This window comes from Catelliglobosispora koreensis DSM 44566, assembly GCF_000379685.1.
Classification (GTDB): Bacteria; Actinomycetota; Actinomycetes; order Mycobacteriales; family Micromonosporaceae; genus Catelliglobosispora; species Catelliglobosispora koreensis.
In genome coordinates, this window is the sequence record NZ_KB903272.1 from 396,137 (window position 1) to 409,556 (window position 13,420).

15 protein-coding genes are annotated in these 13,420 nt (G+C 64.9%); 11 read left to right on the forward strand and 4 right to left on the reverse strand.

Translation table 11 applies throughout. From position 1 onward, the window contains the following. Positions 1 to 19: 19 nt before the first annotated feature. The 7 genes from A3E1_RS0124580 (at position 20) to A3E1_RS0124615 (ending at position 6,975) form a co-directional block, all read left to right on the forward strand. The gene (locus A3E1_RS0124580; RefSeq protein WP_020523446.1) at positions 20 to 439 is read left to right on the forward strand and encodes a hypothetical protein; all 420 of its coding nucleotides are present in this window, start codon (positions 20 to 22) and stop codon (positions 437 to 439) included. Beyond that, positions 436 to 654 (forward strand): DUF6186 family protein, encoded by a 219-nt coding sequence (locus A3E1_RS0124585; RefSeq protein WP_020523447.1) that lies wholly within the window; start codon positions 436 to 438, stop codon positions 652 to 654. The genes A3E1_RS0124580 and A3E1_RS0124585 overlap by 4 nt, the downstream gene beginning before the upstream one ends. 367 nt (positions 655 to 1,021) lie before the next feature. Beyond that, positions 1,022 to 1,861: a tRNA pseudouridine(55) synthase TruB gene (truB, locus tag A3E1_RS0124595; RefSeq protein WP_051105150.1), complete on the forward strand. Its 840-nt coding sequence runs from the start codon at positions 1,022 to 1,024 to the stop codon at positions 1,859 to 1,861. Positions 1,862 to 1,865: 4 nt separating this feature from the next. After that, a complete protein-coding gene (locus tag A3E1_RS0124600) occupies positions 1,866 to 2,804 on the forward strand; it encodes a bifunctional riboflavin kinase/FAD synthetase (RefSeq protein WP_026208801.1) in 939 nt (312 codons plus the stop codon). Positions 2,805 to 2,889: 85 nt separating this feature from the next. Further along, positions 2,890 to 3,159, forward strand: a complete 270-nt coding sequence (rpsO, locus tag A3E1_RS0124605; protein WP_020523451.1) for a 30S ribosomal protein S15 — start codon at positions 2,890 to 2,892, stop codon at positions 3,157 to 3,159. A 181-nt stretch (positions 3,160 to 3,340) separates the two neighbouring features. Then, the gene (locus A3E1_RS0124610) at positions 3,341 to 5,647 is read left to right on the forward strand and encodes a polyribonucleotide nucleotidyltransferase (protein WP_020523452.1); all 2,307 of its coding nucleotides are present in this window, start codon (positions 3,341 to 3,343) and stop codon (positions 5,645 to 5,647) included. Further along, positions 5,644 to 6,975: a M16 family metallopeptidase gene (locus A3E1_RS0124615; RefSeq protein WP_040391611.1), complete on the forward strand. Its 1,332-nt coding sequence runs from the start codon at positions 5,644 to 5,646 to the stop codon at positions 6,973 to 6,975. The genes A3E1_RS0124610 and A3E1_RS0124615 overlap by 4 nt, the downstream gene beginning before the upstream one ends. Here the strand turns inward: A3E1_RS0124615 and A3E1_RS0124620 are convergent. Beyond that, positions 6,951 to 7,595, reverse strand: coding sequence for a MerR family transcriptional regulator (locus tag A3E1_RS0124620; protein WP_020523454.1), 645 nt, complete (start codon positions 7,593 to 7,595; stop codon positions 6,951 to 6,953). The genes A3E1_RS0124615 and A3E1_RS0124620 overlap by 25 nt on opposite strands. Positions 7,596 to 7,681: 86 nt before the next feature. Here A3E1_RS0124620 and A3E1_RS41865 point away from each other — a divergent pair, with 86 nt between their 5' ends. The 3 genes from A3E1_RS41865 to dapB are packed head-to-tail and all read left to right on the forward strand — an operon-like array spanning position 7,682 to position 9,848. Beyond that, positions 7,682 to 8,647 carry a hypothetical protein gene (locus A3E1_RS41865; protein ID WP_020523455.1) on the forward strand — a complete coding sequence of 322 codons (966 nt, stop codon included), beginning with the start codon at positions 7,682 to 7,684 and terminating at the stop codon, positions 8,645 to 8,647. After that, on the forward strand, positions 8,644 to 9,087 hold the full coding sequence (locus A3E1_RS0124630; protein ID WP_020523456.1) for an ABA4-like family protein: 444 nt from the start codon (positions 8,644 to 8,646) through the stop codon (positions 9,085 to 9,087). Before A3E1_RS41865 ends, A3E1_RS0124630 begins: the two co-directional genes overlap by 4 nt. Before the next feature lie 5 nt (positions 9,088 to 9,092). Then, a complete protein-coding gene (dapB, locus tag A3E1_RS0124635) occupies positions 9,093 to 9,848 on the forward strand; it encodes a 4-hydroxy-tetrahydrodipicolinate reductase (protein WP_020523457.1) in 756 nt (251 codons plus the stop codon). Here the strand turns inward: dapB and A3E1_RS0124640 are convergent. Next, positions 9,840 to 10,409, reverse strand: a complete 570-nt coding sequence (locus A3E1_RS0124640; RefSeq protein ID WP_020523458.1) for a GNAT family N-acetyltransferase — start codon at positions 10,407 to 10,409, stop codon at positions 9,840 to 9,842. The two genes, dapB and A3E1_RS0124640, sit on opposite strands and share 9 nt — an antisense overlap. Before the next feature lie 31 nt (positions 10,410 to 10,440). On the opposite strand from A3E1_RS0124640, the gene A3E1_RS41870 reads away from it, so the two are divergent. Then, on the forward strand, positions 10,441 to 11,613 hold the full coding sequence (locus A3E1_RS41870; RefSeq protein ID WP_020523459.1) for a glycosyltransferase 87 family protein: 1,173 nt from the start codon (positions 10,441 to 10,443) through the stop codon (positions 11,611 to 11,613). On the opposite strand, the gene A3E1_RS41875 is transcribed toward A3E1_RS41870, so the two are convergent. Together A3E1_RS41875 and A3E1_RS0124655 are read right to left on the reverse strand one after the other, a co-directional pair. Further along, entirely contained in the window at positions 11,527 to 12,045 is a 519-nt protein-coding gene (locus A3E1_RS41875) for a GNAT family N-acetyltransferase (RefSeq protein WP_020523460.1), read from the reverse strand. The two genes, A3E1_RS41870 and A3E1_RS41875, sit on opposite strands and share 87 nt — an antisense overlap. Positions 12,046 to 12,164: 119 nt before the next feature. Beyond that, entirely contained in the window at positions 12,165 to 13,370 is a 1,206-nt protein-coding gene (locus A3E1_RS0124655) for a winged helix-turn-helix domain-containing protein (protein WP_020523461.1), read from the reverse strand. Between the last annotated feature and the right edge of the window lie 50 nt (positions 13,371 to 13,420).

The following is a 13,420-nucleotide window of genomic DNA, read 5'->3' on the forward strand; positions in this document are numbered from 1 at the left end:
AGCCAGGCACAATTAGGACATGGAGCACGATAGGCAGGTCCCGCGACCGCCTGAGCTGACTGCTGTTGACCGGCCGAGCCCGAGCTTTCCCGCCGTTTTGCTCTTCCTGCCGCTTTCCCTGCTCGGAGGCTTCTTTCCGGCCTTCTCGCTGTCGGCCAACCTTTACGTCCTCGTCTTGGGGGCGACACTGCTGATCGCTGGGCTCAGCAGCCGCCTGCCCCGCCGTCAGGGCGCTAGTGAGCTGCCACCCGGGGTGGTCTGGTGGCTGCTGCCGGTCGGCTTGCTGATCGTGGTGGAGGCCATCACCTACGCCCTGGGTTCGACTCACGACTACCCGACCCTGTCCTTGCTGGCCGACCCGCTGCTCGATGACTACCTCATGCGCAGCCTCGGGTACTTCGGCTGGCTGACCGTCTTCTGGGGGCTGGTGCGGCGATGAGTGTGACCAGGCTTCTGGCTATCAGCGGTTTCGTGCTCGCGGCGCTGGCCATGCTCGCGGTCGAGATCGCCGCCCGCCGTCCGAACTCGCGCGTGCCCAGGCTGGGCGAGGTGACCGGGGTCGTCATGCGTTACGAGGCGGCTGGCTTGCCCGTGGGCAGGCTGGCCGTGCTCGGGTTCTGGTTCTGGCTCGGGTGGCACTTCTTGGCGCGCTAGCGCGTATCAAAACATGTCCTACATCTTGAGAACAAGTGAACAAGATGTGGAACTGAACGATAGTTTGGTGCAAGCAACGCCATGAGAGGGTTACCTGCCCTGGCGCTCGCAGCAGCCAATACATCAGTTCCCGGCGACCCCGGCGATCGATTGCGGCCAGTCCTAGCAAGCGTTTAGTGAATTTGGGGACCTGTCATGCCCACGAAGAAGACCGCTCAGACCCATCAGAAGCCAGCGACCGCCGAGGAAGAGCGCGAGCAAGCCCGCCGCGCCGTCCAGATGTCCATGGACACGAGGCAGTAACTACGCTTCCTGTGTGACAACAGCAAAACCGGAAGGCCTGATCGTCGTCGACAAGGCCCCCGGGATGACTTCCCACGACGTCGTCGCCAGGGTGCGCCGCATAGCGGGCACCCGCAAGGTCGGCCACGCGGGAACCCTTGACCCCATGGCCACGGGCGTTCTCGTGCTGGGTGTGGGCCGCGCGACCCGTCTGCTGACCTACCTCGTAGGGGCGGACAAGGTCTACGAAGGCACCATCCGGCTGGGCCAGTCGACGATCACCGATGACGCCGAAGGTGAGATCACGGCGACGACACCGGCCGCTCACGTGACTGATGAGCAGATCCACGCCCAGCTCAAGGCGATGACGGGCGACGTGGACCAAGTTCCGAATGCCGTAAGCGCGATCAAAGTCAAGGGCGTGCGCTCCTATCACCGTGTGCGCCAAGGGGAGAGCTTCGAACTGCCCGCTCGCCGGGTTCGCATCGAGCGAATCGACGTGCGCAACATCACGCGCGGTGGCGACCAAATCGACGTGGACGTAGAAGTTGCCTGCTCAAGCGGCACCTACATCCGTGCGATCGCCCGTGATCTGGGGGCAGCCCTGGGCGTCGGCGGGCACTTGACGGCGCTTCGGCGTACCCACGTTGGGAATTTCACTTTGCGGGAATCCCGCACCCTGGACCAACTCGCGGACCTGGAAAACCCCATTCTCCTGACCTTGGCTGAAGCTTTGGCACAGGCTCTTCCCACACGAAAGGTCGACGAGGCGGAAGCCAAGACGGTCTCGCACGGCGGGCCGCTGAGCCCGGCGGGGATCATGGGGCCGTACGGTGTCACAGGGCCGGACGGGACCGCGTTGGCGATCATGTCCGATCGCGACGGTAAAGCCCGGTCCGAGGTCGTTTTCGCGGTGGAGGGCTAGGAAATTGCAGCGTTGGCGTGGGATTGAGGCCGCCCCGAGTGGCTGGGGCCGGTCGGTGGTGACCATTGGCGTTTTCGATGGCGTGCACCGGGGGCATCAGCAGACGATTGGGCACGCCGTGGAGCGGGCCAAGGAGCTGAATCTGCCGAGCGTGGTGCTGACGTTCGATCCGCATCCGTCCGAAGTGGTGCGTCCCGGGACGCACCCGGCCGTGCTGACGCCGCCGTTGCGCAAGGCTGAGCTGGTCGAAGACCTTGGGGTGGATGTGCTTTGCGTGCAGCCGTTCACGCTGGACTTCTCGCGGCTGAGCGCCGATCAGTTCGTGCACGATTTGCTCGTCGAACACCTGCACACCGCCCTGGTCGTCGTGGGGGAGAATTTCCGCTTCGGGCACCGGGCCGCTGGCGATGTGACGTTGCTGGAAAAGCTCGGGCGCACCTTTGGGTTCCAGGTGGAGCCGGCGCCGCTGGTGACGAGCGATGGTGTGATCTTCTCGTCGACCTATGTGCGCTCGTGCGTTGACGCGGGCGACGTGGAAACCGCCAAGCAGGTGCTGGGCCGCCCGCATCGCATCGAGGGTGTTGTCGTCCGGGGCGACCAGCGGGGCCGTCAGCTGGGCTTCCCCACGGCAAACCTGATGACGGCGCGCTACACCGCGATCCCCGGCGACGGGGTGTACGCGGCGTGGCTGATCCGCGGCTCGCAAAAACTGCCCGCGGCGGTCAGTATTGGCACAAACCCGACATTCTCCGGGACAGAACGTCGCGTCGAGGCTTATGTGCTGGACTTCGATGAAGATCTCTACGGTGAGCGGCTTGCGCTGGAGTTCGCCGCGCATTTGCGCCCCACGCTCAAATTCGATGGCATTGACGCCCTGGTCAACGCAATCACTGATGACGTTGCGCAAACGAGAGCGGTACTCGGCGTAGGCGACCCTGCCTAGCTGATAGCCTTGACGACGTTATGCCTCGTCTTTCTGCACGACGCCGCGGGCGGCGAGGACTCCAAAACCCGAACAAGGGAGCACTATGGCGCTCGAAGCAGAGGTCAAGAACCAGATCATGAAGGACTTCGCCACCGTTGAAGGTGACACGGGTTCGCCCGAGGTCCAGGTGGCGATGCTCACTCAGCGGATCAAGGATCTGACCGAGCACCTGAAGACGCACAAGCACGACCACCACAGCCGCCGCGGGCTGCTGCTGCTGGTCGGACGCCGCAAGCGGCTGCTGGCTTACCTTCAGAAGGTTGACATCCAGCGCTACCGCGCGCTCATCGAGCGCCTCGGCCTGCGCCGGTAATTCATCAAAGGGGGAGCGGTTTGCTCCCCCTTTGGCACAAAAAGAAATAGGTGCATAGCAACACAGGGCCGTCGGTCCTCGGTAGTGGTATCCGGGACAACACCGGATACTTCGATCGAAGACCGGCTCTTCCCTTAGCCCTGTCGCGGTGCACCACGACGCGAAGGAGCAGGAAGCTCTTATGACCGAGAAGACACTCGGCGATCAGCAAAGCAAGGCCGTTATCGACAACGGCACCTTCGGCACCCGGGAGATCACGTTCTCCACTGGGCGCCTAGCCAAACAAGCCGCGGGTTCAGTCGTCGCCCAGCTGGGCGACACCGTGGTGCTTTCGACCACGACCGCTAGCAAGACCCCGAAGGACCAGTTCGACTTCTTCCCGCTCACGGTGGATGTCGAGGAGCGGATGTATGCCGCTGGCCGGATTCCCGGTTCGTTCTTCCGCCGCGAAGGCCGCCCGAGCGAGGACGCTGTCCTCACGTGCCGCCTGATTGACCGTCCACTTCGGCCGTCCTTTGTGAAGGGACTGCGCAACGAGGTTCAGGTCATCGAGACCGTGCTGTCGCTTGACCCGGCCCACCCGTACGACGTGGTAGCCATCAACGCGGCGAGCATGTCCACCAAGCTGTCCGGGCTTCCGTTCAGTGGCCCGATCGGTGCGACGCGTGTGGCGCACATCGACGGCCAGTGGGTGGCGTTCCCGACGCACGAGGAGCTCGAGCGCGCGACGTTCGACATGGTCGTGGCCGGCCGCACCCTTCCTGACGGTGAAGTCGCCGTCATGATGGTCGAGGCTGAGGCGACCGAGCACACCGTCAAACTCGTCGCCGCCGGTGCCACCGCGCCGACCGAGGATGTTGTCGCCGGTGGCCTTGAGGCCGCCAAGACCGCGATCCGCGAGCTGTGCCGCGCACAGGACGAGCTGGCGGCTATCGCGGCTAAGCCGGTGCAGGAGTTCCCGGTGTTCCTGGACTACCAGGACGACGTGTACGCGGCGGTCAAGGCCGCAGCCGGCACGGAGGTCTCCGAAGCGCTGAAGATCGCGGGCAAGGCCGAGCGCGAGGAAGCTCTCGACCTGGTCAAGGAGAAGGTGCTGACGCAGGTCACGCCCGACTTCGAAGGCCGTGAGAAGGAGCTGTCACCGGCGTTCCGTTCGCTGGTCAAGACCGAGGTGCGCACCCGCGTTCTGCGCGATGGTGTTCGCATCGACGGCCGTGGCCTGCGGGACATCCGTGACCTCAAGGCCGAGATCGAGATCCTGCCGCGCGTGCACGGATCGGCGATCTTCGAGCGGGGCGAGACCCAGATCATGGGTGTCACCACGCTGAACATGCTGCGCATGGAACAGGCCCTCGACACGCTGTCGCCGGCCAAGACCAAGCGCTACATGCACAACTACAACTTCCCGCCTTACTCGACCGGTGAGACCGGCCGGGTGGGCTCACCGAAGCGCCGCGAAATCGGTCACGGTGCGCTCGCGGAACGGGCTCTGATTCCGGTGCTGCCGGCGCGCGACGAGTTCCCCTACGCGATCCGCCAGGTGTCGGAAGCCTTGGGCTCCAACGGTTCCACGTCGATGGGCTCGGTTTGCGCCAGCACCCTGTCGCTGCTGTCCGCCGGTGTGCCGCTCAAGGCCCCGGTCGCCGGCATCGCCATGGGTCTCATCTCCGATGAGGTTGACGGCAAAACCAAGTACGTGACGCTGACCGACATCCTCGGTGCCGAAGACGCCTTCGGTGACATGGACTTCAAGGTCGCCGGAACGCCGGAATTCGTTACGGCGCTTCAGCTCGACACCAAGCTCGATGGCATTCCGTCCGATGTGCTCGCTGGAGCTCTCCAGCAGGCGCACGAGGCTCGCACGACGATCCTCGCCGTGATGGAGCAAGCTATCGCGTCTCCGGGCGAGATGAGCGACTACGCTCCGCGCGTCACGATGGTCAAGATCCCGGTCGACAAGATCGGTATGGTCATCGGGCCGAAGGGCCAGACCATCAACGCGATCCAGGATGAGACCGGCGCCGAGATTTCGATCGAGGACGACGGCACCATCTACGTCGGCGCGACCGACGGCCCGTCCGCGGCCGCCGCGGTCGAGCGGATCAACGCGATCGCCAACCCGACCCTGCCGAAGGTGGGCGACCGGTTCCTGGGCACCGTCGTGAAGACGGCCGCCTTTGGTGCCTTCGTCTCGCTGGTGCCGGGCCGCGACGGCTTGCTGCACATCTCCAAGGTGGGCGATGGCAAGCGCGTGGAGAAGGTTGAGGACTTCCTCAACGTTGGCGACAAGATCGAGGTCGTCATCGCGGACGTGGACGCCCGCGGCAAGATCTACCTCGACAAGATTGGTCCCGACGGCGAGCCGATCGCGACCGAGCGCGCACCTCGCGAGGGTGGCGCGGAACGGGCTCCCCGTAGCGACCGCGACCGGGGCGAGAAGCGTGAAGGTGGCGAGCGGCGCGAGCGCCGTCAGCGCCGCCCAGAGTGACTCCTAGCCAGGTGACGGCTAGCGCCAGGGCAGTAACGAAAACGGTGGCGGGCGACCTCGGAGGGGTCGTCCGCCGCACCGTACTGCCAGACGGTTTGCGAATCCTCACCGAAGCCATCCCTGCCATGCGCAGCGTGTCCTTTGGCGTTTGGGTGGGGGTCGGCTCCCGGGACGAAGCACCGCAGCTAAGCGGTGCCTCGCACTTCCTGGAGCACCTGCTGTTCAAGGGCACCAACAAGCGGTCCGCTATGGACATCTCGTCAGCCATCGAGGCGGTCGGCGGCGAGACAAACGCTTACACCGCAAAGGAATACACGTGCTATTACGCACGGGTTCTCGACGCGGATCTCCCGCTCGCGATCGATGTCATCTGCGATGCCGTCGCTGACTCACTGCTCCTTGAGTCCGATGTGGAGACCGAGCGTGGCGTCATCCTGGAGGAGATCGCCATGCACGCCGACGAACCAGCCGACGAGGTGCACGACTTGCACGCCGCGGCACTGTTCGCCGACCACGGGCTCGGCCGGCTCATCTCCGGCACCAGCGACACCATCACGGCGATGACACGCAAGCAGATCCACAGCTTTTACCGCCGTCGTTACACCTCGCCGAACATCGTCGTGTCCGCCGCCGGAAACCTCGATCACGCGACGGTCGTCAAGCAGGTCCGCAAAGCCTTCGCCGAGTCGCCTTTCGCCAGCTTCCCAGCCGCCGCTCCAGCGCCGATGCGCTCACCCCATGCCAAGGTGGCGCTGCGTCCACCCACGACAGTGGTGCGGTCCGACGACACGGAACAGGCTCATTTGGTACTCGGTGGATGGTCTCCAGGCCGTCACGATGAGCGTCGCTTCGCCTTGGGCGTGCTGAACAACGTCTTCGGCGGTGGCATGTCGAGCCGCTTGTTCCAGGAGGTGCGCGAGAAGCGGGGCCTGGCCTACTCGGTTTACTCCTACGTCTCGCATTTCGCCGAGACAGGAACCTTTGGGGTGTACGCGGGGTGCGCGCCGGCCAAGGCCGCCGAGGTGCTCGACATCATCCGTGCGGAGCTGGCAACCGTTGCCGCCAAAGGCATTTCGGCCGAGGAGTTGCGCCGGGGCAAGGGCATGCTCAAGGGCGGACTCGTGCTCGGGCTCGAAGACACCGGTTCCCGCATGAGCCGCCTGGGCAAAGGCGAGCTGCTGCACGGTGAGTTGCTAACCATGGACGAGTTGCTGGAACGGGTCGACGCGGTCACGCTCGACGACGTCGCCGCGATAGCGACCGAGGTGCTCGGCGGGCAGATGACACTGGCCGCCGTCGGACCTTACGACGACACCGCGTTCGCCTGAAAAACCTTGGCGGATAAGTTTTCCTGAGCTAACCGCCGCAGCCCCTGCAAGAGTGAATCGCCGATGATCGTGCCGATGACGGCCTCGAACACGACGTGCCCCGGATCATTGCGGTGCCGTGCCACGAGGCCCAGGTCGATCTCGGCGATTTTGTCTGCCACCTGTGCGTAGCCCTCAAGCCCGTCAAGCAGGTCAGCCGTGCCCAGCCGCCGCAACGTCACCATGACTTCGGCGATCTGCTGATAGGCCGGGGAGCAGTCGTCGACGTTCCAGCCGCGGCGCTCGATGAGCTGGTCCAGATCCGCTTTAGCGGCAGCGATTTCGGGGTTGTCCTCTTCCGGTTCCCGCCGCAGCCCGGGCTCCAGTGCACAGCCAATCGCCCGGTGCACATTCGGCTCTGGTTGATCAAGCTCGGCGAGCAATTCTTTGATACCCCCGATGGGTACTCGGCCGACCTCGACCAGAGCCCGGACGAGTTTGAGGCGCCGGACGTGTCCTTCGTCATAACGCGCTTGGTTCGGGCTGGAGAATTCGCCGGGCGGCAGCAGCCCTTCGCGCAGGTAGTACTTAATCGTGGGCACCGGGACCCCACTAGCGCGGCTTAGCTCGGCGATGCGCATTGACCGTCCTTCATCTTCCGTTCGCGACATGGATAGTGTAACTTACCGATAGTAGATAGTGACGCTATCTAATTGGGGATGGAGCCATGTTAAAGACCTTGCACCGCCCGCTGGTCGTCACCGGGATCGCCATGGCGGTCCTATCGGTGGTGAGCCTCGCTGGAATTTTCATCGATGACAGAACCTTGCTGGGAGTGCCCATCTGGCTCAAGCCCTTCAAGTTCTTCATTTCCACGGCGATCTACAACCTCACGCTCGCTTGGCTCATCAGTCTCGTGCGCGACAAGGGTGTCCGCATCGCCTGGTGGCTCGGCACCATCATCGCCGTCGCCCTGGCCATCGAGCTCGTGGTCATCGCCGGCCAGGCGCTGCGTGGCCTGCGGAGCCATTTCAACGTCTCCACGGGGCTAGACGCGGCATTGTGGTCAATCATGGGCACCAGCATCGTGTTCGTCTGGGTCGCGACCGCATGGATCGGCGTGCTGCTCCTGCGGCAGCGCATGCCCGACCGCGCCAACGCCCTCGCCATCCGGCTCGGGCTGCTCATCGCGCTGTTCGGCCTCGGTGTCGGCTTCCTCATGACGAGTCCCACCGCGGCTCAGCTGTCGACCGGTTCGGCCCCCGATTTCGTTGGCGCCCATGCCGTTGGCGTGCCCGACGGCGGGCCGGGGATTCCCATCGTCAACTGGAGCACCGAAGGCGGCGACCTGCGCGCGCCACACTTCATCGGAATGCATGCGCTGCAAGCACTTCCGCTGATCGCGTTTGGACTGATGTTCCTATCGCGGCGCATTCCTAGCCTGCGCGACATGGCCCGCCGGGCGCGGCTCGTGACAGCGTTCGCCGTGTTCTGGGGCGGGCTGACCGTCATCGTGACCTGGCAGGCATTGCGCGGTCAGTCGTTCATCCATCCAGACGCTCTAACCTGGGGCGCTCTGGCGGCCGTCGTCCTCGCCGCTGTCGCCATTGCCCTAACGGCCTTCGGCATTAAGCCAAACGCTTCCGTGGCCGCCGAAACCAAGCCCACCCTGACCTCGGCAGGTGCGGCATGAGTGCCGTTGAGGTTTTCAATCTGGCGTTTCCGGTCGCCGTGCCGTTCTGGGCACTGATGATCCTGCTGCCGGGATGGTCGTGGACGAAGCGCATCATTGGCTCACCGCTGATGATCGTGCCCAGTCTCATCGTCTATTTCATTGCCGTGGCACCGATTTTCCCCGAGTTCGCCCGGGAAATGCTTAACCCGGATCACGCCGGGGTGGTCGGCGTCATCGCCACCCCGGCCGGGATCACTCTCGTGTGGGCACATCTGATCGCCTTCGACTTGTTCATCGGGCGATGGATGTACTTGGACAGTCGGGAAAGGAGAGTCCATCCGTTGGTGATGGCGCCGATCCTGGTGCTGACGATCCTGCTGTCCCCGTTTGGGCTAGCCGCGTATTTGGTAGCCCGGTGGGTGGGTGCGAGGCAAAGGAAGCCCGAACCGGTAGGTTGAGCGGCGTGACGGAACCGAAAGAGCCCATCCGTGTCGGGGTGCTGGGCGCTCGCGGCCGGATGGGCATTGAAGTCTGCCGTGCCGTGGATGCCGCCGAGGATCTCGATCTGGTGGCGATGATCGATCAGGGCGACGGGCTGTTTAGCGCGTCTGACGCCGGGGCACAGGTCGTTGTTGACTTCACCAGCCCCGATGTCGTGATGAGCAACCTGCACTGGTGCATCGAACAGGGCATCAACGCCGTGGTCGGCACGAGTGGATTCACCCCCGACCGGATCGACCGGGTGCGGGGCTGGCTCAAGGGCCACCCCGAGGTCGGCGTGATCATCGCTCCGAACTTCGCCGTCGGTGCCGTGCTTATGATGGAGTTCGCCGCCCGCGCCGCTCGCTTCTTCGAGTCCGTGGAAATCATTGAGCAGCACCATCCCCGCAAGCTTGACGCCCCGAGTGGCACGGCGCTGAGCACGGCTGAGCGGATCGCTGAAGGCCGTGCCGCGGCGGGTCTCGGGCCGGCTCCCGATGCCACCAAGTCCGAAGTGGCAGGTGCTCGCGGCGCGGAGATCGCGGGAGTGCGCGTGCACAGCGTGCGTGCCAGCGGGCTCGTGGCGCATCAGGAGGTCTTGTTCGGCACGACCGGCGAGACGCTGACGATCAGGCACGACTCCTATGACCGGATCTCTTTCATGCCGGGCGTTTTGCTAGCCGTCCGCTCCGTCGTCTCTCGCCCCGGACTGACCGTCGGCCTCCAGCACCTACTCTGACGTCTGGACCTCGGCGGCTTGGTCGGGGTCGGGGTCTGGGCCGGTGAGGGAGACGTGGAGGCGGAGCTGGGGGACCAGCAGGTCGTCGACGTCGAGGGCGCGTTCTGAGCCGTCGGGTGCCCAGCCTGCCGAGGTGAGGAACTTGTTCATGGCCGGGTCCTGCTCGAAGACCCAGGATTCGACGGCGGTGAAGCCGTCCGCACGCCAGAGGTCGGTCGCCGCGGCGAGCAGGCGGCTGCCATGCCCACGCCGGCCCCAGCGCGGCTCGACGAGCAGCTCGGTGACACTCACGAGCCCTGGTGTGTCCGATGGTTCCGATGCCAGGAAGCCAACCGCGTATTCTGAAGCGGCCTGCTCAATGGCGATGAGAACGCGATGGTGCGGGCTCGGGGAAGCCGTGATGGCCTCGTCCCAGCGCTGCTCCAGAAACTTCTCGTCGATCTGGTCCAGCACACGCTTGGGAAGCAGCCGGCCATAGGCGACCTGCCACGTGACCAACTGAATACGCGCGATCTCACCGGCCTCGCCGGGACGCGCGGGACGGACGAACCCGACAGCCATAACTGGCAGCCTAGTCATAAGGGGGAAGCAGGTGAGCAGGCGAGCCCAGGTCCTGTCACTTGCCGCACTCGCGGTCGCCGCCCTCGTCTTCGACTTCTTCTTCGCCGTCCGGCACGGGTTCTTCGACCTCAACGTGTACTACGGGGCGGTTAACTACTGGGCTGAAGGCGGCAATATCTACGACTTCGTGCGGGGCAACAGCACCTACGGCTTCACCTACCCGCCGTTTGCCGCGTTCGTGATGCTGCCCATGGCGGTGCTGCCCTGGCCCGTGGTCGTCACCATCACGTGCGCGGCCACCATCGCCGTGACGGTCTGGCTGTTGCGGCGGCTGCTCGGCAAGCCCGGCTGGTTTGAACTAGGCGTCTTCTTGTGCCTGGCGGCCGTGTTCGAGCCGATGCGCGAGACGTTCCTGTTTGGACAGGTCAACATGCTGCTCGTCGGGCTCGTGAGCGCTGATTTGCTGCTGCTGACCGCCCGGCGGTCCAAGTGGGCGGGCATCGGGATCGGGCTAGCGACCGCGGTCAAGCTGACGCCCGGGATCTTCATCGTCTATCTGCTGATCACCCGGCGATGGCGGGCCGCTCTGGTGTCGATGCTGACCGCGGGAGGGGTGACGCTAGCGGCAGCGGCGATCGCCCCGGACACCTCGCGCGAGTTCTGGACCGCCGCGCTCTGGGACACCGATCGCGTGGGGGTGCTTTCGTTCATCTCGAATCAGTCGCTTCAAGGTGCGGTCGCGCGCTTGGACCCGGTACACCCAAATAGGATCTTGTGGGTATCGCTTGTTCTTCTGGCGCTTGCGGTTTGGGCGATCCGGTCGCAGCGGGCGGTGGCGAACAACGATGAAATGCTCGGTTTGGCGCTCACGGGTCTGGTCGGCGTGCTGATCAGCCCGGTGACGTGGATTCACCACCTGGTGTGGGCGATCCCCGCGATGGTGCTCATTTGGCGCCGTGGAGCCAAATGGGCCCGGATCTTCGTGGTCGTCGCCTACATCATCATGTGCAGCCGGCTGGTGTGGCCGTTCGAAGCGAACTTCGACAACCCCGTCTATTTTGTACTGTCCAATATGTACGTGTGGCTGACACTGGCCATGCTCTTCGTCACGCCAGCCCTAGCGCCGCAAGCTGAGCCGCACCTCGGGCGCGTCGAACTCGGTGCCCCGAGGCCGGTAAAACTGCCGCGTTCCGTCCGGGTGTAACCCGTAGCGGGCGTAGAACTTGCGCGCGCGGTGGTTTTCTTCGAGCACCCACAGCTGAATCTCCTGCTGTGTCAACCCTTCCAGCGCCGCCTTGATGAGCTGGTCAGCGACACCGGTGCCCCAGAAATCGGGATCGACGTAAATCGCGTAGATTTCGCCCAGCTCCGGATAGAAGACCACCATGTCGTCCTCGTCGCGCTTATGGCCGAAGATGACGAACCCGGACAGACGCCCGTGCGTCTCGGCGATCAGCGACTGCCTTGGGAGGTTTTGCTCCAGCCGGTCGCGGCGCATCTTGGCCCACGCCTGCGGATCCAGGCCATCAAGGTAGTCATCGGGCAGCATGCCCCGGTAGCCGGCTTGCCACGCGCGCACGTGCACAGCGGCGGCTTCGTCAACGTCAGCCAGGGTTTCGGGCCGGATGGTCGTCACAGCCGCATCGTAATCAGGCCAGTGTCGCGCTGCCGACCGGTTTTCACCGCGCCCGCCGCACCGTCTGTGCCCCTGCCGAGCCGGGTCGGCTCTGGAGCCAGAACTCGCCGCAGCCGGGCTCAAGCGAGTCGGCGCAGCAACGGGTTGAGCGCGGCGGCCAAGTCGCCGCGCTCGGCTGGGGCCACCCCGGAGAGCCCGAGCCAGCCGGAAAGGCGCTGAAGCTCAGCGGCGAGGGCACGGGCGACCTCAGGCTTCTTGACGCCCGGCTCGGCCCACACGGCCGGGATGCGAAGCAGCCCCGCTTTGCGGTCGGCCTTGAGATCGACCCGGGCGGTGAACCGGTCACCTTGCAGGAACGGCAGCACGTAATAGCCGTGGATCCGCTTCTCGGCCGGGACATAGATCTCGATCCGGTAGGTCAGGCCAAACAGCCGCTCGGTGCGATCACGTTGCCAGATAAGCGGATCGAACGGACTGACCAAAGTGGACGCCTGTGCCGTGCGCGGAATGACTGTGTCGCGATGCTTCCAGGCCTTCACTTTCCAGCCCTGCACCTCGACGGGCACCAGCACGCCCGCCTCCTGGAGCTCCGCGATCGCCGTGCGCGCGGCTAAAACGGGAAGCCGGAAGTAGTCGCGCAGCTCGATTTCGGCGGCCACGCCAATCCGCCTTGCGGAAAGCTCGACCAGCTGGCGGTAAGCCTCGTCGGAAGACGGCGTCGGGGTGTGCACGATATCGGCCGGGAGCACGCGCTCAGGCAGGTCGTAGAGCCGGGCGAACTGAGACGTGCGGCCAGCCGAGGTGACCTCGCCGGTGTAGAACAGCCACTCCATGGCCTTCTTGACGTCAGACCAGTTCCAGCCCCAGTTGCCTTTGTCGCGCGGCACGTCTTCTTCGATCTCGGCCGCCGTGACCGGACCCCGGTCACGCACCTCGGCGAGCACCCACTTCACGAGATCAGGCCGTTCCTGGGCGATGCGCAGCGGACCGCCCCATGCCTTTTCTGATGCCATCGCCATGCGCCAGCGCATGAGCGGATGCAGGCTCACCGGAAGCAAGGAGGCCTCATGGCCCCAGTATTCGAATAGCCACCGTGGTTTGCGGGAACTCCCGCGGTCGAGCGCCGCCGTGTCATAGGAACCGATGCGGCTGTAGACCGGCATGTAGTGCGCGCGCTGCAAGACGTTGACCGAGTCGATTTGCAGCAGGCCGGTGTCCTCGACGACCCGCCGCACATATTTCGCGCTCGCACTGACAGGACGGCGGGTGAAACCCTGGGCGGCCAGGGTCGCCCGGCGCACTTCGGCGATCGACAGCGTCTCCACGGCCGCAACCTACTACGCCCGTACGACATGAGCGTCTTACGTGTAAATTC

Coding starts and splice junctions, on each gene's coding strand:
- A3E1_RS0124630 (WP_020523456.1), top strand. CDS start 8,644: ATGAGTGCCGTTGAGGTTTTCAATCTGGCGTTTCCGGTCGCCGTGCCG.
- A3E1_RS0124610 (WP_020523452.1), top strand. CDS start 3,341: ATGACCGAGAAGACACTCGGCGATCAGCAAAGCAAGGCCGTTATCGAC.
- A3E1_RS0124585 (WP_020523447.1), top strand. CDS start 436: ATGAGTGTGACCAGGCTTCTGGCTATCAGCGGTTTCGTGCTCGCGGCG.
- A3E1_RS0124580 (WP_020523446.1), top strand. CDS start 20: ATGGAGCACGATAGGCAGGTCCCGCGACCGCCTGAGCTGACTGCTGTT.
- rpsO (WP_020523451.1), top strand. CDS start 2,890: ATGGCGCTCGAAGCAGAGGTCAAGAACCAGATCATGAAGGACTTCGCC.
- truB (WP_051105150.1), top strand. CDS start 1,022: ATGACTTCCCACGACGTCGTCGCCAGGGTGCGCCGCATAGCGGGCACC.
- A3E1_RS0124620 (WP_020523454.1), bottom strand. CDS start 7,595: ATGCGCATCGCCGAGCTAAGCCGCGCTAGTGGGGTCCCGGTGCCCACG.
- A3E1_RS0124640 (WP_020523458.1), bottom strand. CDS start 10,409: ATGGCTGTCGGGTTCGTCCGTCCCGCGCGTCCCGGCGAGGCCGGTGAG.
- A3E1_RS41865 (WP_020523455.1), top strand. CDS start 7,682: ATGTTAAAGACCTTGCACCGCCCGCTGGTCGTCACCGGGATCGCCATG.